Origin of the sequence: Silvimonas iriomotensis (genome assembly GCF_014645535.1) — a bacterium.
GTDB classification, from domain to species: domain Bacteria; phylum Pseudomonadota; class Gammaproteobacteria; order Burkholderiales; family Chitinibacteraceae; genus Silvimonas; species Silvimonas iriomotensis.
This window is the reverse complement of sequence record NZ_BMLX01000003.1, coordinates 1-16,524: the sequence shown is the minus strand read 5'-3', so window position 1 is coordinate 16,524 and position 16,524 is coordinate 1. Positions and strand designations below refer to the sequence as shown.

At 55.1% G+C, this 16,524-nt stretch carries 21 protein-coding genes and 1 pseudogene; 9 read left to right on the top strand and 13 right to left on the bottom strand.

All coding sequences use genetic code 11. The annotated features are described in order from the left end of the window. Positions 1 to 107: 107 nt before the first annotated feature. Positions 108 to 749 (bottom strand): LysE family translocator, encoded by a 642-nt coding sequence (locus IEX57_RS11645; protein ID WP_188704549.1) that lies wholly within the window; start codon positions 747 to 749, stop codon positions 108 to 110. Between the two features lie 321 nt (positions 750 to 1,070). On the opposite strand from IEX57_RS11645, the gene IEX57_RS11640 reads away from it, so the two are divergent. The 4 genes from IEX57_RS11640 (at position 1,071) to IEX57_RS11625 (ending at position 5,826) form a co-directional block, all read left to right on the top strand. Continuing rightward, the gene (locus IEX57_RS11640; protein WP_188704548.1) at positions 1,071 to 1,910 is read left to right on the top strand and encodes a transporter; all 840 of its coding nucleotides are present in this window, start codon (positions 1,071 to 1,073) and stop codon (positions 1,908 to 1,910) included. Between the two features lie 88 nt (positions 1,911 to 1,998). After that, positions 1,999 to 2,787 (top strand): hypothetical protein, encoded by a 789-nt coding sequence (locus tag IEX57_RS11635; RefSeq protein ID WP_188704547.1) that lies wholly within the window; start codon positions 1,999 to 2,001, stop codon positions 2,785 to 2,787. Between the two features lie 78 nt (positions 2,788 to 2,865). After that, entirely contained in the window at positions 2,866 to 4,323 is a 1,458-nt protein-coding gene (locus IEX57_RS11630; RefSeq protein ID WP_188704546.1) for a DUF1254 domain-containing protein, read from the top strand. Between the two features lie 21 nt (positions 4,324 to 4,344). After that, positions 4,345 to 5,826 carry a DUF1254 domain-containing protein gene (locus IEX57_RS11625; protein ID WP_188704545.1) on the top strand — a complete coding sequence of 494 codons (1,482 nt, stop codon included), beginning with the start codon at positions 4,345 to 4,347 and terminating at the stop codon, positions 5,824 to 5,826. A gap of 435 nt (positions 5,827 to 6,261) precedes the next feature. Here IEX57_RS11625 and IEX57_RS11620 read toward each other — a convergent pair whose 3' ends face one another. From IEX57_RS11620 to IEX57_RS11585, 8 genes are all read right to left on the bottom strand, one after another. Then, positions 6,262 to 6,648 carry a hypothetical protein gene (locus IEX57_RS11620; protein ID WP_188704544.1) on the bottom strand — a complete coding sequence of 129 codons (387 nt, stop codon included), beginning with the start codon at positions 6,646 to 6,648 and terminating at the stop codon, positions 6,262 to 6,264. 368 nt (positions 6,649 to 7,016) lie between these two features. Continuing rightward, positions 7,017 to 7,754 carry a hypothetical protein gene (locus IEX57_RS11615; protein ID WP_188704543.1) on the bottom strand — a complete coding sequence of 246 codons (738 nt, stop codon included), beginning with the start codon at positions 7,752 to 7,754 and terminating at the stop codon, positions 7,017 to 7,019. A 352-nt stretch (positions 7,755 to 8,106) separates the two neighbouring features. After that, on the bottom strand, positions 8,107 to 8,691 hold the full coding sequence (locus IEX57_RS11610) for a hypothetical protein (RefSeq protein WP_188704542.1): 585 nt from the start codon (positions 8,689 to 8,691) through the stop codon (positions 8,107 to 8,109). Between the two features lie 23 nt (positions 8,692 to 8,714). After that, positions 8,715 to 9,008, bottom strand: coding sequence for a chorismate mutase (locus tag IEX57_RS11605; RefSeq protein ID WP_188704541.1), 294 nt, complete (start codon positions 9,006 to 9,008; stop codon positions 8,715 to 8,717). A gap of 29 nt (positions 9,009 to 9,037) precedes the next feature. Then, on the bottom strand, positions 9,038 to 9,442 hold the full coding sequence (locus IEX57_RS11600; protein WP_188704540.1) for a hypothetical protein: 405 nt from the start codon (positions 9,440 to 9,442) through the stop codon (positions 9,038 to 9,040). A gap of 19 nt (positions 9,443 to 9,461) precedes the next feature. Continuing rightward, positions 9,462 to 9,941, bottom strand: coding sequence for a hypothetical protein (locus tag IEX57_RS11595; RefSeq protein WP_188704539.1), 480 nt, complete (start codon positions 9,939 to 9,941; stop codon positions 9,462 to 9,464). Between the two features lie 32 nt (positions 9,942 to 9,973). Then, on the bottom strand, positions 9,974 to 10,261 hold the full coding sequence (locus tag IEX57_RS11590; RefSeq protein WP_188704538.1) for a barstar family protein: 288 nt from the start codon (positions 10,259 to 10,261) through the stop codon (positions 9,974 to 9,976). A gap of 15 nt (positions 10,262 to 10,276) precedes the next feature. Continuing rightward, complete coding sequence (locus IEX57_RS11585; RefSeq protein WP_188704537.1) at positions 10,277 to 10,597, bottom strand: H-NS histone family protein; 321 nt, start codon at positions 10,595 to 10,597, stop codon at positions 10,277 to 10,279. A gap of 65 nt (positions 10,598 to 10,662) precedes the next feature. Here IEX57_RS11585 and IEX57_RS21475 point away from each other — a divergent pair, with 65 nt between their 5' ends. Both IEX57_RS21475 and IEX57_RS11580 read left to right on the top strand, forming a co-directional pair. Next, a complete protein-coding gene (locus tag IEX57_RS21475) occupies positions 10,663 to 11,097 on the top strand; it encodes a DUF8617 domain-containing protein (protein WP_505965934.1) in 435 nt (144 codons plus the stop codon). 10 nt (positions 11,098 to 11,107) lie between these two features. Further along, the gene (locus IEX57_RS11580) at positions 11,108 to 12,064 is read left to right on the top strand and encodes a hypothetical protein (protein WP_188704536.1); all 957 of its coding nucleotides are present in this window, start codon (positions 11,108 to 11,110) and stop codon (positions 12,062 to 12,064) included. A gap of 830 nt (positions 12,065 to 12,894) precedes the next feature. Here IEX57_RS11580 and IEX57_RS21430 read toward each other — a convergent pair. Continuing rightward, positions 12,895 to 13,116 (bottom strand): type 2 periplasmic-binding domain-containing protein, encoded by a 222-nt coding sequence (locus IEX57_RS21430; RefSeq protein WP_373285184.1) that lies wholly within the window; start codon positions 13,114 to 13,116, stop codon positions 12,895 to 12,897. Between IEX57_RS21430 and IEX57_RS11575 the strand changes: the two genes are divergently transcribed. The 3 genes and pseudogenes from IEX57_RS11575 to IEX57_RS11570 form a co-directional block, all read left to right on the top strand. Further along, positions 13,009 to 13,494 carry an aldo/keto reductase gene (locus tag IEX57_RS11575; RefSeq protein WP_229708989.1) on the top strand — a complete coding sequence of 162 codons (486 nt, stop codon included), beginning with the start codon at positions 13,009 to 13,011 and terminating at the stop codon, positions 13,492 to 13,494. The two genes, IEX57_RS21430 and IEX57_RS11575, sit on opposite strands and share 108 nt — an antisense overlap. A 21-nt stretch (positions 13,495 to 13,515) precedes the next feature. After that, complete coding sequence (locus IEX57_RS21145; protein WP_229708988.1) at positions 13,516 to 13,668, top strand: hypothetical protein; 153 nt, start codon at positions 13,516 to 13,518, stop codon at positions 13,666 to 13,668. Beyond that, positions 13,617 to 13,913, top strand: a pseudogene (locus tag IEX57_RS11570) (integrase core domain-containing protein); the annotation flags it as partial. The gene IEX57_RS21145 and the pseudogene IEX57_RS11570, both read left to right, overlap by 52 nt. A gap of 253 nt (positions 13,914 to 14,166) precedes the next feature. Here the strand turns inward: IEX57_RS11570 and IEX57_RS11565 are convergent. The 3 genes from IEX57_RS11565 to IEX57_RS11555 all read right to left on the bottom strand — a co-directional run bounded on the left by IEX57_RS11565 (position 14,167) and on the right by IEX57_RS11555 (position 16,341). Continuing rightward, positions 14,167 to 14,544: a hypothetical protein gene (locus tag IEX57_RS11565; RefSeq protein ID WP_188704534.1), complete on the bottom strand. Its 378-nt coding sequence runs from the start codon at positions 14,542 to 14,544 to the stop codon at positions 14,167 to 14,169. 99 nt (positions 14,545 to 14,643) lie between these two features. Beyond that, positions 14,644 to 15,084 (bottom strand): hypothetical protein, encoded by a 441-nt coding sequence (locus IEX57_RS11560; RefSeq protein WP_188704533.1) that lies wholly within the window; start codon positions 15,082 to 15,084, stop codon positions 14,644 to 14,646. A 552-nt stretch (positions 15,085 to 15,636) separates the two neighbouring features. Next, complete coding sequence (locus IEX57_RS11555; protein WP_229708987.1) at positions 15,637 to 16,341, bottom strand: M24 family metallopeptidase; 705 nt, start codon at positions 16,339 to 16,341, stop codon at positions 15,637 to 15,639. Between the last annotated feature and the right edge of the window lie 183 nt (positions 16,342 to 16,524).

Genomic DNA, 16,524 nt, shown 5'->3' with positions numbered 1-16,524 from the left:
CCTCCAGAATGTGAGGTTCCACTATCGGGCTTGCATGGGCGGTTTAAAAGTAGTGACGTCTTCCTGGTATGGCGACTAACAGGATGCCGCTGCAGCGGCTGATGCGGTTATTGCTTTTGCAGCGCAACCTTGAGGCCCAGCGCCAGAAAGAGCGTGCCGACAAGCTTGTTCTGCCAGCGACGCAGCCAGCCCATATGCCGCACGACGCGCGCCAGTGGCCGCGTGGCCAGCACCAGCACGCTGGTATAGCTGATGGATAACACCACAAACACCAGCCCCAGTTGCAGAAACTGCGCCAGTACATGGCCGCGTTCGGCATGCACAAACTGCGGCAGGAATGCCAGGAAAAAAAGCGCCGTTTTGGGGTTCAGCACTTCCGCCGGCACAGCCTGCCAGAAAGCCAGCCAGGGCGTGATCAACGCCCGGTGGCGCGCGGCTGGCACGGCCGGGTGCGCCTGGCTCAGCGGAGCCTTGATGGCGCGGACGCCCAGGTAAACCAGATACGCGGCCCCCACATATTTGACCACGCTGAATGCCACGGCAGAGGTCATCAAGATGGTCGATAACCCGGCCGCCGCAACCAGCGTGTGAATGAAATCCCCCAGCGCAATACCGGCGCCCGTCGCCAGGCCCACCCGCGTCCCGCCCTGGGCTGTCCGCGTCAGCAGCAGCAACACGGCCGGCCCAGGCACCAGCATCAAGGCCAGAACGACTGCGGCATAGGTACTCAGGGTCAGCGCATCAAGCATCGGTTTCTCTCTACATGGGTCGTTCAGACACAGCGGCTGACCGGACAAGCCCGGGCCAGAAACGAGGTCTGGCGAGCTGCGTTTTCAGCTTACGCCTGATGCCACTCATTAAGGCAAACCCTAAGGAAACTTACTGTAACTCTCAATATTATTGACAACAATCCTTGAACAGAAGCATTTCCTAACCTACTTTGAGTTGCAACGCATCATCAAAATCTCCTGAAGGAAACCCCCATGAATCAACGCACCGGCCTGAAGGCAAAGGCTTGCCGGTGAAGCATTTTTACCGCTTTTGCGGCCATTTCCTGCGGGTTCAGTGCATTGGCACAGGCAGATAATGCGCGCGACTGGCAGAACCTGCCGATCGATACCCCGATCGGTTTTGCCTATTATTTTCACGTTGATTCCAACACCTCGCTCGATACCAACCTGCCCATCAAGGATGCCAATGCGTCCATCGATGTCGGTCTTGCCCGCTTTGCCTATGCCTGGACCGGGCTGGGCGACAAGGTGGCCGGCATTCAGGTGCTGCAACCTTATGCCAACGTTGATCTCTCCTTGCCGGGCACGGCGGTAGATCACTCAAGGCGCGGCTGGGGCGATACCAATATCGTGCTGGTACAGAACATTTTTGGCGGGCCAGCGCTGACGCTCGACCAGTTCATGCGCTGGAAGCCGGAGACCTTTCTGAGCGCAGCAGTGTGGGTCACCGCCCCAACCGGCAGTTATGACGCCAACAAAACCGTGAATACCGGCGCGAACCGTTGGGCGGTCAAACCGGAACTGGCGTTCGGGCACCCGTTTGGCAATAGCTGGATCGAGGCCAACGCGTGGGTGCAGTGGTTTGGCAACAATGATGAATACCTCGGCCACCAGACGCTCAAGCAAGACCCGAAGATCGGGCTGGAAGGGCATTACAGCTACAGCTTCTCGCAAGCATTCTGGGCATCGGTTGACCTGTACTACAACCACGGTGGCCAGACCAAAGTGAACAACCTGGTGCAAAGCGAAGGCGGCAGCACCTGGCAGGGCGGCTTTGGCGCGCAACTGCTGCTGTCCCCGGCCGATGCCATCAGCGCATCCTATACCGACACCCTGAGCAAGCCCGATGGCGGGGCCGATGCCAAGGTGTACATGCTGTCCTACCGCCGCATTTTCTGACGCTTACCCATCACCATGCAGGCCGGATTGCCCATAAGCCAATCCGGCCGCAGACAGATTTTCGATCCACCATCATGGGGAAATCATCATGTCGATCTTGTCGCAAAGCCTGCGATGGCTTGCGTTTTGCACCGTTGCCGGCCATGCCCTGGCCTCTGCGTCGGCAGACGATGCCAACAAAAGCAATAACCCGCTCAACCCCGCGCCAGGCCTGAATTTCCAGGACTATTACGTGCCGTCCCTGTTTGACTCGGACAAACACACCAATGACTTTTTGCTGCGCGGCACCTTGCCGGTTGCGCCGGGGCTGTTGCCGCTCCCGCAATTGTTCCGGCTCACGGTCCCGGTCAGCACACGCCCGGCCCCGGATGGCGGCTACAGCACCGCACTGGGGGATGTGAACTTGTTCGATATCTTCTTGATGGGCAACAAGGACGTGCAGCTTGGTATCGGCCCCTTGCTGACCATGCCCACCGCCACGCATGACGAACTGGGCACCGGCAAATGGCAGGCGGGCCTTGCCGCCGTGGTGGTGAACCCCACGCCGGAGCGCTTGCTGGGCGCGCTGGTGCAGTGGCAGCACTCCTTTGCCGGTGACAACAGCCGCCCCAACGTCAACAGCGCCACGGTGCAACCCTTTCTGATCTACAACCTGCCTGAAGGCTGGTATCTGCGCTCCACCGGCATCTGGAACTTCAACCTGAACAACGGCGAAGGGTATATCCCGGCCGGTTTCGGTGCCGGCAAGGTCTGGCGTGATGGCAAGACGGTTTACAACCTTTACCTGGAACCGCAGGTCACCGTCTGGCATGACGGTGCCGGCCAGCCGCACTGGACCGTGCTGGGCGGCCTGAACCTGACCCTGGGTGGTCTTTGATTGCTGTTCTGTGTGCCGATTTCGTGATCTCAACATGCCCGTGTTGACGGGCATTCCAACCTGTTCCGGAGAACCAAGATGAGCCGTCATTTGCTGCTCCCCCTTAGCGCCGCCTTGTTGTTGTCGCTGGCGCCTGCCCAGGCCGCCCAATCGCAAGCCGCGACCGAAACCGTCGCCGGGCCGGTTGCCAACACCCGCTATACCGAGGCCTATGCCCGGCTGGTTGCCCGCGATACCTATTTCTGGGGCTGGCCGCTGGCCAACATCTACAACCGCCGGTTGACGTTCAAGGACCTGCCGCATCCGGGCCTGATGGGCGGGATTGTGCCGGTGGCACCGCTGAACCGGCTCTCCATGCTCAGCGACTATATCGAACCGCAAGAACGGCTGGTGGCGTGCCCCAACCAGGATGTGGTCTACGGCGCGGGCAGTATCGGTCTGGATATCAGCCCGGTCGTGATCCAGGTGCCGGACTTCGGCAGCCGTTTCTGGGTATATCAGGTGGTGGATCTGCGCTCGGACAGCTTTGCCGATATCGGCAAGATGTATGGCACCAAGCCGGGGTTTTACCTGCTGGTGGGCCCCAACTGGAAAGGCAAGGTCCCCGCCGGCATTACCAAAGTATTCCGCGCCAAAACCAACACCGGTTTTGTGATTCCGCGCGTGTTCATGGATGACACGCCTGAAGACCGCAAGGCCATCCAGTCCGTGATTGCCGGCGTCGACATGTACCCGCTCAGTATGTACGACGGCAAGATGAAGCACACCGACTGGGCCAGCCAGCCGCATTTCCCGGCGCAAGACAGCGGTACCGGCGGCGAAACCCAATGGGTCAGCCCGGACAAGTTCTTTGATGAGCTGCCTGCCCTGTTGAACGACGCACCGCCGCTGCCGGGCGAAGCCGCCCGTTACGCCACCATGCGCGCACTGGTGGCCGCGGCCCAGCAAGACCCGGCTCTCAAGGCCGCCATGATTGATGAGGCGAAAAAGACCGAAGCAGAACTCGTCAAACCGCTGCTGCAATTTCAGAGCTACGGGTTGCCGCTGCCGTACAACTGGACCACCGAAAGCAACGGCGCGGCGTTCGGCACGGACTACTTCATGCGTACGGCCGTGGCCAGATCCAATATTTTTGTGAACAAGCCCAACGAGACCAAGTACTTCTACCAGGCGCTCGACGTCAAAGGCCAGCGCCTGAACGGGGCCGGCAAGTACACGGTGACTTTCCCGGCCGGCCAGTTGCCGCCGGTGAAGGGGTTCTGGTCGCTCACGCTGTACAACGAAGACCACTTCTTCGCGCCCAATGACATCAAGCGTTATTCGCTGGGCACCAAAAACAAGGACCTGCACAAGAACGCAGATGGCTCGCTGACCATTTATGTGCAGGCAGATGCGCCGACTGATCCGGCCCGACGCGCCAACTGGTTGCCGGCCCCCAAAGATGAAAACTTCTCTTTGTATGTCCGCGCGTACTGGCCTGAAGCGGCGGTCACTGGCGGACAGTGGACGCCGCCCCCGGTCGAGCCGGCCCAGTAACCCGCAGCAAGGATATCCATCATGAAAAAATCACTGTTGGCCGGGCTGCTGGCCAGCCTGGCGCTGAATGTGCACGCGGCCGATGCCCGTTATGAGGCACTTGCGTCGGTGCCTTTCCCGCAGGGCTACCCGTCTGCCGAAGACGCCCGCAAATTGCAGGACGAACTGTTTTTCCAGCGCGCGGTGCAAAGTTATATCTGGGCGCTGCCGGCGCTCAATATGTACGCCATGAAAGAGGGTTCTGAAAAAACCTTCGGCGCCGGCTACAACGTGTTGCCGATCTGGAAAGACCGCCTCAACGCCAAAACGCTGGTGACCACGCCCAATTCGGACGTCATCTATGCCATGGGTTACCTGGACCTCAAACAGGACGGCCCGATGGTGATTGAGGTGCCGCCTGGCATGCAGGGCATTCTGGATGACTTCTTCCAGCGCCCGATCTGCACGGTGGGTCAGATTGAAGGCCGCCAATGGTGCGGCGATGTGGGCTTGCCGGGGCCGGATCACGGCAAGGGCGGCAAGTATCTGATCCTGCCGCCAGACTACCAGGGCGATATTCCGGACGGCTACATCACCATGCGCTCGCGCACGTATAACGTGTTCGTGTTCTGGCGCGGCTTTTTCAAAGACCCGCACCAACTGGCCGCGCCTGTCGCGGTGATGGAAAAAACCCGTATTTACCCGCTGGGCAAGGCGGCATCAGCCAAACCGATGCAGTTCCCCAATGCCTCCGGCGTGCCGGTGAACATGCTGTACCCGAAAGATGGCAGCGCGTTTGCGATGCTCGACCGGTTTATCAAGCATGAATATGTTGATCCGGCCGATCTGGAAATGCGCGGCATGCTGGCGGCAGTGGGCGTCAGGGCAGACAAACCATTTGCGCCGACACCGGAACAAGCCACCTTGCTCGACCAGGCCGCCCGGACTGCCGCCAATATGGGACACACGGTGTCGTACCTGCCGCAAAGCATCGTCGAGAACGGTACGTGGTACCCGGACCGGCGCTGGCTGAACGTCTTCCCCGGCAATGCCACCTTCAGCGCGCCTGGTTTTAACTACATTGATCCGCGCACGGGCTTCTTCACCAACGCCTATTCGGCCAGCCCTGGCATGGCGGTGAACATGGAAAACGTCGGCGCCAAATACCCGGCCACGTTTGTCGATGCCAAGGGGCACTTTCTGAACGGCAGCAACAAGTACACGCTGCACCTGCCCAAGGGCATTCCTGCGGCCTTGTTCTGGTCAGTCACCATTTACGACTCGATCACCGCCGCTGGTGTGGATAACGGACAAGCCTTCCCGTCGATCAATACCATGGACAAACCCGCCACCAACGCCGACGGCAGCATTGATATCAGCTTTGGGCCCGACAACCCGGGCGCGGGCAAGAACTGGCTGCGCACGCTGCCGCAGAAAGGCTACTTTGTGATCCTGCGCCTGTACGGGCCCACCAAAGCGTTCTTCAGCAAAGAATGGAAACCAGGCGATCTTGAACCGCACTAAGGTGCTGACGACCCGCTGCGCGCCATCGGCAGACGGGCGCCCAACAAAAAACGGGACCGATCAGGTCCCGTTTTAATACCGCCATTTCACGGTAAAAGCGCTGTGTGTCTTTAAGCAATTCCTGGGTGGAGATTAACCATAAAGCGTCAATACACCCTTGCAAGACAACGTCGACCAACCGTCAAATAGTAGGGATTTTTATTCCGGGTGCGTGGCCAGGAAAATCCATGAAAACTATAACCTGACCTTCCGGAACGGATTTAAGCATTACCGAGCCTATTGGAGGCGGCGAAAAACGGGCAGTAATCTCAAATGCTTTTTGAGGATATAACCTAAAAAGACCTGTATGACTGCTTTTTCTGGCCGGTCCCAGGTTGTTGGAGGCATATTTGTAATTGTTGAACTCATCAGATTAAGGCGTGGAATAAGCAACCTTCACATGGGCTGGTCCGCTGGGTCCCTGGAATAGAGCTGCAGAAATGCCGCGGTACCACTGCCACGGACTGCCGGTTTGCAGTCCTTAAACCATACCCAAACTCGTTGACCGTGCGCCAAGTCAGTAGGCTCATAATCCCCACCAAAGCTGGTGTAGAACTGTGTCTCGCGATTGAAGTAAACGCGGATACGTTCGGAACTGGTCGATTGAATATCGACGAACCCTTTGCCTGCTTTATCAACCCACCCAGTTTCATTGGGAAAGGATGCCTTGACCTCACCATCATCAGGAACGGGAAGCGTGCATGTTTTACTCTGCGGTGGTGCGGCCGCTTGCACTAGTTGGGAGAGCAATGCCGTGGCAATAAAGATTCTGGATAAGCTCATAAGAATTTATCGCTCGTTTTTCCCCTGAACTTCAACCATCGCTGGCAAGGAGATGCGCCAATCTTTTATCAAGCTCAGCGTCTGACAAGCCAGCTCCAGAGCCATCCGCATCCCATTTCCAGACGTACGTGAGCTCATCCAACGTGAACGCGTCAAAGACCTCATACAGGAACGCTCCAGCATCATTCCTGTGAGCGTCATACGTACTTATCAAGTCACGAAGCAAATGACTAATTGAGGCGTAGCCACGGCTTCTTTCCTTCCAGGTATGGGCATCACCTGTAGGTATTTGCTGTCCAATTGGCTTCATTGCAGGGAGGCGCCCCGTAGTTTTGGCAAACACATCCTACGTTTTCGGAAACGGCTAATCACGTGTTTACCTCTCGATATCGTTCGAAGCAGCCTCCAAGATGCTCAAGCTCCCACGCCGGCAAACCCACGACTTCCTTGGCCACGACCGAGCTGAGGGCATCTATCAGTTCCGGCCCAACCAGACGTTCTTCCTGGATGCGGAGGAGTATGCGGTCAAAGCCTTCATCAGAAACCTCAGGGCGATTGAGCCGCTCAATACACTCTCGCGCCAGAAAAACCCCCTCAACCAAGCCATTACCTGTACCCAGCAACTGGTCTACGCTCCAACCCCCGTCGGGACGCCTCTGAAAACAGAACTGAGCTAACCCGTCATATTCCGTATCAAAAGCCGCGAACCAGCAAGGCCCTCGTGTTTGGTAGGGGAACCAGATGGTATTCAGCATCCATTCGTCATTCGATATCGGGAAATCTGGATAGCGTTCGCGAAGAGGCCTGAGCGCTTCGACCAACCGGCCCAAAACTGAGGACGCCATCTGCATAGCATCTGGGTCCGGGCCACTATGTTTCCCTGCAACCACTACCGACAATGCCTCAACTTTGGGCCCATAGGCGGCCATGGCAGAGATTAAATCGAGAGCGTTTAGCTCCGTTCTCCAGCACCCGAAATCGAGAATGCCATCGTAGACGCGCAGGCGCTCTGGGTCTGGAAGGAATGAGGAGACTGTGTGCCATTGAAGCGAGTCACTGTTATCAATCAATGAGAGCATCTGTCCCATTCTCGGCAGTTTCTTCATTTAGTTCTGTCGGTTTTCAGCGCATCTGAGAGAGCCAATGCTTTAGTGAAATCAAGTTAACGTCGATAACACCGCTTGAGTAGGTCGAGATGTCATGAAGGACTGTGTCGGCGTTACATTCTTTCAAGAAATCCCATATGGAAGATTGCGCCCAATCGGGAATATGTGGCCACAGTTCGGCAAAGTTTGGGGTGCTGAGTAGTTTGAGAATCGAACCAACTGCTTCACTTTTCGTGTAAATACCGGATTGATAACCGCTAACGTACTTAAGGAGTAGGTCTAAGTCTGAACTCATCGGGTCACTACCTTTTTCGAACTTACCTATCCAAAATAACTTCCAGATACTCCCGCGCTACACAAAATGCGTGAGGTCAGTGTCATCGACTGACCGCACATTAAATGTTGCCCGGTCCACCTTCCCGCATCGCTCGAAGGCGCTGACATGAATGGCGTATGGAAACGGTAATGTCGCAATCAAGATGCTCTCACCGTTGCTGCCACGAAACTCAACCCCGCCGAAGTACTGGCAGGCGGCGACAGCGCTTACAGGTACATCAATTGGCAAACCCTGGCATTGCATGATTGGATTCTGCCCAATTGCGCCTTCGCACGGGATGCTAGGGTCTAGCCAATCAGCTGTTTCCAATAGATGCACTTCTACCGGCGGCTGAAGAACCACTGCATGCGCCTCATGAGCGGTAAAGGATGAAGCGACGACGGCCTTGATGGGGAAGACTTCGAACTTATATTCGAGGTCGTACTGCCCAGCCTCCACCAGAATGACCTCGCCCGATACTAGCTCCAGTTCGCAACCGAAAATGCCTTCAAATTGTGGGTCTTTGGGCCTGCCTATCGCACCAATCCTGCGAATGCCGGAGCGAGCTGCGGCCAATGCCATTTTGTCTTCGAGAGGAAGGGCTACTTTGTATAGGTTCATCCGGGTTTCCCTGGCTGCTCGGCTTACTTTGTATGCTCGGCAATGATATCCGCGTGACGTTTCTTCACCTGGCCAATGATGGTCTTCATGATTTCAACGAGCGTGTCCTGATTCAAACCATAAGAGACAGCCAGCTCGCGGTAATGAGCTTCCTGCAGGCGCTCCCGGTCTAAGTCCTCGACCGGCAAAGATTCAGATTGCTTGATAACGCCCACCCGCTCCGTGAGCCTGAAGCGTTCGGCCAAGATGGCCACGATGGCGTTGTCGAGGTTATCAATGCTCTTGCGAACCTCAGCGAGTGGATTGTTTTCTGACATCTTTTTCCTTGAGATTACGTGGACCGCCTTCAGTACCGCGATGGGAGTGGCTGTCCGTTGCGCAAACTTTCAAGTATCTGGTCCGGCTCAGCCTGAACCCAGTACCTAAACTGAAGGTGGCTCCTGCCTGCGAAGTCGACCACGGACTCGATTCTTTCGGTGCTTGGGACGAGATACTCTGGTTTGCTCCACTGCTGGGCTAGAACGGCAAGAGTTTGCGTGCCCGATACCAGTATCCAGGATGCTTTACCGCCAGAAATGTTGGGCAGGTAGCCATCCGAAACGAGCATGGCAACAATCCCGGCGAGAGTCGATTCGCGTTCAATCTCAACGCGCACTTCGTGTGGCGCTTCTACGTCGTCACCAGCGGACACACTGTCTCGCCACACGACGAGCTGGCCCGTTCGATTGAAGCCGTCTTGTTCCTTGCTCATCAAAACGCTCTCTTCCAGCTCATTTCACGTGTCGTAGTTGCTTGAACCGCTCAACAGCTTCTGAAAATTCGGCAAGGTCGAATACAGCATCACATTTGGTAAGCCACCTAGTGTTGACCCCGACTTTAAGCCCTGTCGAAGCACTTAACCCCAACCGGGTCCATGACACGGTGTCATCCTCTACAACCTGTTCAGCAACAATCACAATGCAGCCAAAATCCATGTCATCTGAGCAGACGAGAATAGGGACAACTGTCGATGTGCCACTCTCTGCTGGCGCGATGCGCTCCATCGCTAACGCGTCTTCGTCGTCGTCATACAGCCAGATTTGAGCAACAGCAGTTGCCTCGACCCTGAAGTCATAACCAGTTTCAGTAAATTGTTTTTCAGCCCAGAGTTGAAGCGGAACACCCTGAATAAAGAACCAAAGGCATGGGGCTCCGGTTCCGAAGGGTGGGCTGTACATTTCTGCAGTTAGTGTGCAGTTGGGGCTGGTCATGGGGCGGGCTCAGAAAACGAAGTATCTAAATTTTATTCGTGGAAGACATTTGGCGCATGGTCTGGATACATCTGCTTCATGTCCTCCAGGCGGCCCTTTAGCAGTAATGCATCACCTGGAAGCTTCGCAGCCAGCTCTGAGAATCCCTGCAAATGCAGGATTCTAGGCATCTCAACCAAGCCGGTGATGGCGTCCCAGAATGCATTCCAGTTATGTCCGTACCATCCCGGAAAAGACAAAGCCTCTGCCAAAACCACCTGAAGTTCTTCGGGCGTTGTGACAGAGGCGAGGTCTATCTCAATCGACTGTGGGCGTTCCATAGTCGTCGTGCAGAATTAGATAACCAGGTCGTCCAGGCTACCGCCGGCGTTCAGGTGGTCGAGCGCCCATACCGGCTTGCGACCGCGGCCAGACCAGGTTTGAGACTTGTCTTTGGGGTTTGCATATTTGGCGGCTGCCGGCCCCTTCTTCTTGCCACCTGAGTCTCCAGTACCCAGCAAGTCCTTCAGATTGAAACCCTTCTCGGCAGCCAGGGCATGCAGCTCGGAGATGAGGTTCTTCTTGTCATCCACTTTACGGCGCTCAATGGCCTGACCTACTTCCACCTGCAGTTGCTGGAGCTGGGCGGTGGTGTATTTGGAGAATTCGATAGTCATACTGGTTTATCCACAGTTGAGACGCCCAATTGAATTTATTGTCGGGCGGTTAGCAAAACCTAATAATGGCCGAGATAGCACGGATGTGCGAGTGGTTTAATTTCGTAAAGAAACAGGAATGTAAAACGCTCTGCATTGTCCGGTTCAGGGCATTGATTTTTACCCTTCGAAACACTTGGAACTATATGAAAATCCATTGCCAGTGTGGTCGACTCATCGTGGACGTTGATGGCTCTCCAGCGGCAGCACACTTGCTACCTGATGAAAGTTTCTTCAGCGTTTTGGAGGCGATAGATAGTACGATAAGTTCGGGGGAAAACAGCGCTGAAGAACGGTGCAACCAGGTGCGCAGTATATTAGGTCGTTCCATGCGCAAATTATGGCAATGTAGAGGATGCGGTCGATTGCATATCAGCGCAGGCAGTGGGGCACTAGTCAGTTTTGAGCCTTCTGATTCGCTGGCGGCACGCAACATTCTTTCTGATTCCATTCACAATTGACCAGGCTGTCATGAGCTTCGTGAATCTATTCGGTAGCCAGGTTGTGGGGCCCGCTATTTTGTTCGGTGCGGTCTTGTCGGGACTTGCCCCATTCGCGCATGCCGAACCGTCACAACTAGACATGTCGGCAGCTTACTGTGCGACCTACTGGCAATCTGAGAAGAAGCTAACCGACGAGAACATTCAGCATTTCACAGCTTCAACGCCCAAGGCGATGAAGCAGGCGATGCAAAACACGAACGAAACCTTCTCAGGTTATCTGAAGCACTACGAGGAATATCGCGCTACACGTATTTCTGCGGTTCAGGATTCCGTGCTATCCAAGGCAGTCGATAACGCCAATGCGGATATTCTGCAGTCCGGACAGGATGTGGCCCGTTGTGCCAAGGATAGTGCCGGGAGTGACAATGCTGTCGGCTCCTGTGTGATGGGCAGCGAAGCACTCCAGCGAACTCGCCTGTGTGATGATGCGTTTGTTCAGCGCCTGGCTGTCGCCACCGGGCTACCTGGTAAAGCAGTCCCGGTCACACTCTCAGCGGCTCCGGGCCAATTCGACTTTCAGGTTGTTGGGACGTCCGCGAAGAAAGTTGTGGTCAGTGCGTCGATTCGCCTGACACGGTTTAGTGATACGGAGGGCTGGCCTCCCGCTGCATACCTTGGCTTTTTCCAGGGAGAAGACCGGAATAACAGTGTCCAGTTTTTGGTTATCCGGAACAAAAAAGAAGACACGTTCCTGGTCGCCGGATACCGCATTGTTGAAAATGGCGCCGAAGTGAAAAGTGTCGCCCTGACCAACATGCCTCTGGATAGCAAAACCAACGTCACAGTATCGATGGAAAACGGGTTGGTCACCGTGAGCCTCCCGCCCCGGGTTCTGGTTTCGTTTCAGACCGACTTGGGTGAAGTGACGCCATATATTTCTGTTTCATCGGGCGCGGCGCAGTTCTCCGTCACTCGAGAGAAGTGACAGATATTGATTTCAGGGTGACATGACATCCATGACTTTCTTATCCCGAATTCGCGACCAGGTCCTCGGTCAAAATGAAGACGTTACTCATCATTCCGTTTTGTCCGAGGTGACCCTTTGCAATCATGTCTTGATTGAGGGGGCTGCCAATACTGGCCTGGCTGGCCTGGTAGAAGATGCATTGATTGAGCAGACTGCAAATGAGCGGGGGTGGATTTTCATCGACACCACGCCTGATGAGGATTTGCGTGACCGTCTTGCCCTGGCTGCAGAAAAAGCCGGGCGTGCCGATGAGTTTTACGTTCTTGACCTACAAAATCCGGAAGAGAGCGCTGAACTGGACGTATTCAGAGGGAGTCATCCCTTTGACAGCGCTGACCGGGTTTTAACGGTTTTACCCACAGCCCATTCCGATTTTTATGGTCCGCTTTTGCATTTGCTCGCCAGACTGTTTGAATTGGCCGACAGTAACGAGAGAACGCTCGGTGCCCGTCATTTATCCTCACTTTTGACGCATCTAAATGAGCCGGAAACACGTGAGCGTCTTCTAGGCCTGCTCCCCACAAAAGACACACATTTTCGCGAGCATGTACTGCTCCCCTTTGAGTCCCCTGAGGGTGAAGCGACCCAAGCTGCCATGGCGTTGGGAGCTCAACTGGCTGCTCTGGCAAATGCTGGGTGGGACCAAGTTATCAATTCGGAGCATCCGGACCTCGATTTTGGGAATGTCTTGGCATTTAACAAAATGTGCCTCATCCGGGTACCGCTTCATCACGATATCCAAGCTCAAGTAGGGCTGAAAATTATCTGGAAGCAGATTTGCTCCTCACTCAATGCCAGGAGACACACGCCAGCTCGAGAAAAGCACGATTTCCTTCTGGCAATCGAGGGTATTCCCAGCCGTAGGGCCGATTTCCCAACGTTGGCGTGTAATGAACCATGCGATGGCCCTGGTCAAAGAGGTCGGCCAGTGTGCGGGGTGTCCCGAACTTTGCCAGATAAGCCGGGCTTGCTGCGTTAATCATCTGCAATGCACCCAGCTTGCGTGCCACCAGGGTCTCGTCAACGATAGGCCCTACGCGCAGTACACAATCCATCCCTTCCCGCCAGTGAACAAAGACAAAGCGTGGGCGTGCGTTGCCGCGATGCGTTCGATTGCTGACAAGCATGCCACCACAGTTGCGAGCATTGCCTTGGCTTATTTACTGGCCAAGCCCTTTGTCACCTCGGTTATCACCGGTGCAAAACGACTGGCACAGCTCCAGGAAAACCTCTCCGCCGTCGACCTGCAACTCGACGCTGAGGACATGGCCACGCTTGATGGCGTGAGCAAGCTCGAGCCGGAATACCCAGGCTGGATGATTGAGCGAACCAATCCCACCCGTTTGCCCACGGGCCGCCAGGTTCTACCAGGCAACAGCCATCAATAACCCGTCTCTTTCGAGGTCATCATGAATATTCGTTTTTCAGAGCCGAAAGGCGTCGTCGTTTTTCATTCCGGCTACGGCCATACAAAACGGGTTGCCGAAGCGATTGCAGAAGGTGCGAAGGCCATTCGGACCGTGGCAGCCAGTATTGCGCCTTTGATTACCAGAGCCTGCTGAAACGACATGGCATCATCCCGAGTCATTCCCGAGCGGGCAATTGCTGGGACAACGCTGCGATGGAAAGCTTCTTCCGTTCACTCAAGGCGGAACGGGTTCACCTGACCCGGTACGGGACTTACGACGAAGCCCGTGCAGACGTGTTTGATTACATCCGGTTTTACAATCATCATCGCCGTCATTCGACCTTGGGGTATCTGACCCCGGTTGAATTTGAGCAGCGCCATTCAGCACTCAGTGCTTAACCTGGTGTCCACGGATACCGGGACAGACCAGTATTGCCAGTCCTCAGGTTTGTCTCGCCAAACCTGGGATAAGCTTGACCAGTCTTCTTCGGAGAATTCGTCGACGGCGCGCCAGGCCTTTAAAATCAGCTCGTCTCCCCAGTAGTCTACTGAGCACTCTTTGCTCAGCATCTCGTCTAATACTTCAAACACTGAGGCCTCCTCTCGCCAGATTTGTCCCGTCTGCCCAAACGAATTCCCAGCTGGAACCATATCAGGCCCAAATATCTTCGCCATTCAGGGCCGCTGCTCGCCATACGCATGCACCGGGATACTGTCCATCTGGACGTTCAAGATTGTCGATGAACCACAAGCCTTCATCGGCCGCAATTTCATTAGGGAAATGCATTTCAAGCCAAGCGATAATTTCCGGTTGTTCGCTACCCCAAGGAAGTGAGCGAGCATCGACTCTGGTGTCAACGAGGAGTTGCCCCTCACGTATTAGCCGTCGAAGGATAGAGAAAAACAGCTCCTTGGATTGTGTGAAATTAAACCCGTCGTTCCGTCGGATTCCCACCCAAATTGCTTCGAGTTGCTGCCCCTTGCAATCCTCAATCCAGTTGGGCAATTCACTTAAATTTGCATTGACCATGACGTTCTTCAGCGCCCCCGAAAGCTACTTCTTTGTTGCAGTCAGCACACCTAGTTTTAGGTTCGACACGTCTGAAAGAGAAATGAGCCCATGCGATGCTCACAGCGGCTCTGCCTGTCCTGGCGCAGTCTTTATTCCATAAGTGCTTTCAATCGAGGCTGCGAGTTGCGCCTCACTGAGCCCACCCGCAACCCACATATACAAAAAGAAAGCGATGCGCTCATGCATGTCTGAGTTTTCGGGCGGGGACATCACGCAGATAGCAGCTCTGGTGCGCAAGACCTCACTCTCTCGTGACATGTCTCGGCCGGCAATAAATTTCCATAGCTTTACGCGCTCAGCGACAAGAGTACGTTCTTCGAGTATGCCCGCAAGAAACTGGTGGGCGACTGTTGCCGCCTTTTGTACTGGCAACGGCAGCTCTTGTTGCACTCGAAATAAAGCGTCAATCATGAATTTATGTGCCGAGCGAGCCTCTAGTGGGTCATCAAGGTCCACTACGGCATCTATCGCGCTGAAGAAGAAATCTGCTCTATTCATGTTGAGATGTTTGCTCTGAGTTGGCGATAGATACCCGGATACTCTGGGAAAAGCGCAGGGCTTCGTCCGTCGGTTTGCTCATTGGGCATAGATGCCTGACCAGTCCCATAATCCGAAGAAAAATTGAACCCATTCAGGTATGTGTTGAATGGCTGCCAAACTCCCGATGGCCTGTCACGGGCACAACCCAAATCCAGTATGAGGTCGGAAGACTCAACTCTGATTGTGAGGGTTGAACTCCACAATTTGTTGGTAAAGACTATGTGACAAAGGCTTCGTACATAGGGGGCAGACTGGTGGGGTGAAGCCTGCTGTCGGGGGCATCTTTACGCCGCAGCCGGGGCAAAACCAACCGCGTGCAGTTGTATCAATTGCATCGACTTTGAGAGATTGAGAGTCGCCATACACCTGCTTCAATTCTTGAGATACGCTCACACTGTATTCAGTCCCGCTCCCCAAACAGGTCAGAACATCAGGCTGTTCCGGAGTGCTGGTGAGCAGGTCGTTACATCGTGGACAATGCATCAGTTCTCTGCCAGTTTTGATATTTGATTAGAGTTCAGCCAGCACACCGCTGGCATCAAAGTAGAAAATATTCTCGTGCTTGAAGCCCCAACGCTCCCCTTTACGTCGCACATGGGGCTCGAACGTAAAGAACGGAACACCGCCCAGAAGATGCGCGTTGTTGGCCTCAATAAACTGCCGGTCCGCCCGAGAGGTGGCTATGCTGTGACCCACATTCCCGAGGAAATCCAGATTCTCAAAACCAGCAGACGAAATCTCTGCATTCGCCCACTGGAACAGTTTATCGAAGGTCCAGTCCGGTTGAACCGTTGCCTGCATGCGTTGATGCAAGTCCGTGAGAAATGCCTTCCCCTCAGCTAGCTCCAGGGACGCTGGTGCGTCCGTGACCCGACCAGCTTCGACGTAAAACGAGCGGGCACAGTCGCCCCAGAGGCCGTCAGCCGCCGGGCTCAAATCCACAGTAACCAGATTGCATTCACCCACAGGTTCGTTTGCTGGCGTGTACTCCCGGCCAGAAACCGAAAGGCAGCTACGCGAGCCCAATAGAACCAGCGCAGGGCATTGGTAATACCAGGTGTCGGGATAGCCCAAGGCAACCAGGCCTGCGTAGGCTTTGGCGGCGATGGTTTGCTCCGTGTCGTCTGGTGCTATCTGCGTGGTGAGGTCTGCGAGCACCTGTTTGGCGGCTTGTTGTACTACTCTGTGCGAGGCGATGAGAGAGGCTGCAGGCATTTTATAGTTGGAGAAGGTTGGCTGCTCATAACTGCTTGATAGAGATTGATGACATCCTGTTGATTTGCACTGAATCCTGACCCACCTTTTGCATCGAATTCTGACCCACCTGATGGACCCTTTTCAGGGGGTGGGTTGGGGCTGCCTGGGGGCTTTTTTCTCCTTTTCCGGTGGAAACGTGCT

Coding starts and splice junctions, on each gene's coding strand:
- IEX57_RS11645 (WP_188704549.1), bottom strand. CDS start 749: ATGCTTGATGCGCTGACCCTGAGTACCTATGCCGCAGTCGTTCTGGCC.
- IEX57_RS11635 (WP_188704547.1), top strand. CDS start 1,999: ATGTCGATCTTGTCGCAAAGCCTGCGATGGCTTGCGTTTTGCACCGTT.
- IEX57_RS11630 (WP_188704546.1), top strand. CDS start 2,866: ATGAGCCGTCATTTGCTGCTCCCCCTTAGCGCCGCCTTGTTGTTGTCG.
- IEX57_RS11625 (WP_188704545.1), top strand. CDS start 4,345: ATGAAAAAATCACTGTTGGCCGGGCTGCTGGCCAGCCTGGCGCTGAAT.
- IEX57_RS11620 (WP_188704544.1), bottom strand. CDS start 6,648: ATGAGCTTATCCAGAATCTTTATTGCCACGGCATTGCTCTCCCAACTA.
- IEX57_RS11615 (WP_188704543.1), bottom strand. CDS start 7,754: ATGAAGAAACTGCCGAGAATGGGACAGATGCTCTCATTGATTGATAAC.
- IEX57_RS11610 (WP_188704542.1), bottom strand. CDS start 8,691: ATGAACCTATACAAAGTAGCCCTTCCTCTCGAAGACAAAATGGCATTG.
- IEX57_RS11605 (WP_188704541.1), bottom strand. CDS start 9,008: ATGTCAGAAAACAATCCACTCGCTGAGGTTCGCAAGAGCATTGATAAC.
- IEX57_RS11600 (WP_188704540.1), bottom strand. CDS start 9,442: ATGAGCAAGGAACAAGACGGCTTCAATCGAACGGGCCAGCTCGTCGTG.
- IEX57_RS11595 (WP_188704539.1), bottom strand. CDS start 9,941: ATGACCAGCCCCAACTGCACACTAACTGCAGAAATGTACAGCCCACCC.
- IEX57_RS11590 (WP_188704538.1), bottom strand. CDS start 10,261: ATGGAACGCCCACAGTCGATTGAGATAGACCTCGCCTCTGTCACAACG.
- IEX57_RS11585 (WP_188704537.1), bottom strand. CDS start 10,597: ATGACTATCGAATTCTCCAAATACACCACCGCCCAGCTCCAGCAACTG.
- IEX57_RS21475 (WP_505965934.1), top strand. CDS start 10,663: ATGGCCGAGATAGCACGGATGTGCGAGTGGTTTAATTTCGTAAAGAAA.
- IEX57_RS11580 (WP_188704536.1), top strand. CDS start 11,108: ATGAGCTTCGTGAATCTATTCGGTAGCCAGGTTGTGGGGCCCGCTATT.
- IEX57_RS11575 (WP_229708989.1), top strand. CDS start 13,009: ATGGCCCTGGTCAAAGAGGTCGGCCAGTGTGCGGGGTGTCCCGAACTT.
- IEX57_RS21145 (WP_229708988.1), top strand. CDS start 13,516: ATGAATATTCGTTTTTCAGAGCCGAAAGGCGTCGTCGTTTTTCATTCC.
- IEX57_RS11565 (WP_188704534.1), bottom strand. CDS start 14,544: ATGGTCAATGCAAATTTAAGTGAATTGCCCAACTGGATTGAGGATTGC.
- IEX57_RS11560 (WP_188704533.1), bottom strand. CDS start 15,084: ATGAATAGAGCAGATTTCTTCTTCAGCGCGATAGATGCCGTAGTGGAC.
- IEX57_RS11555 (WP_229708987.1), bottom strand. CDS start 16,341: ATGCCTGCAGCCTCTCTCATCGCCTCGCACAGAGTAGTACAACAAGCC.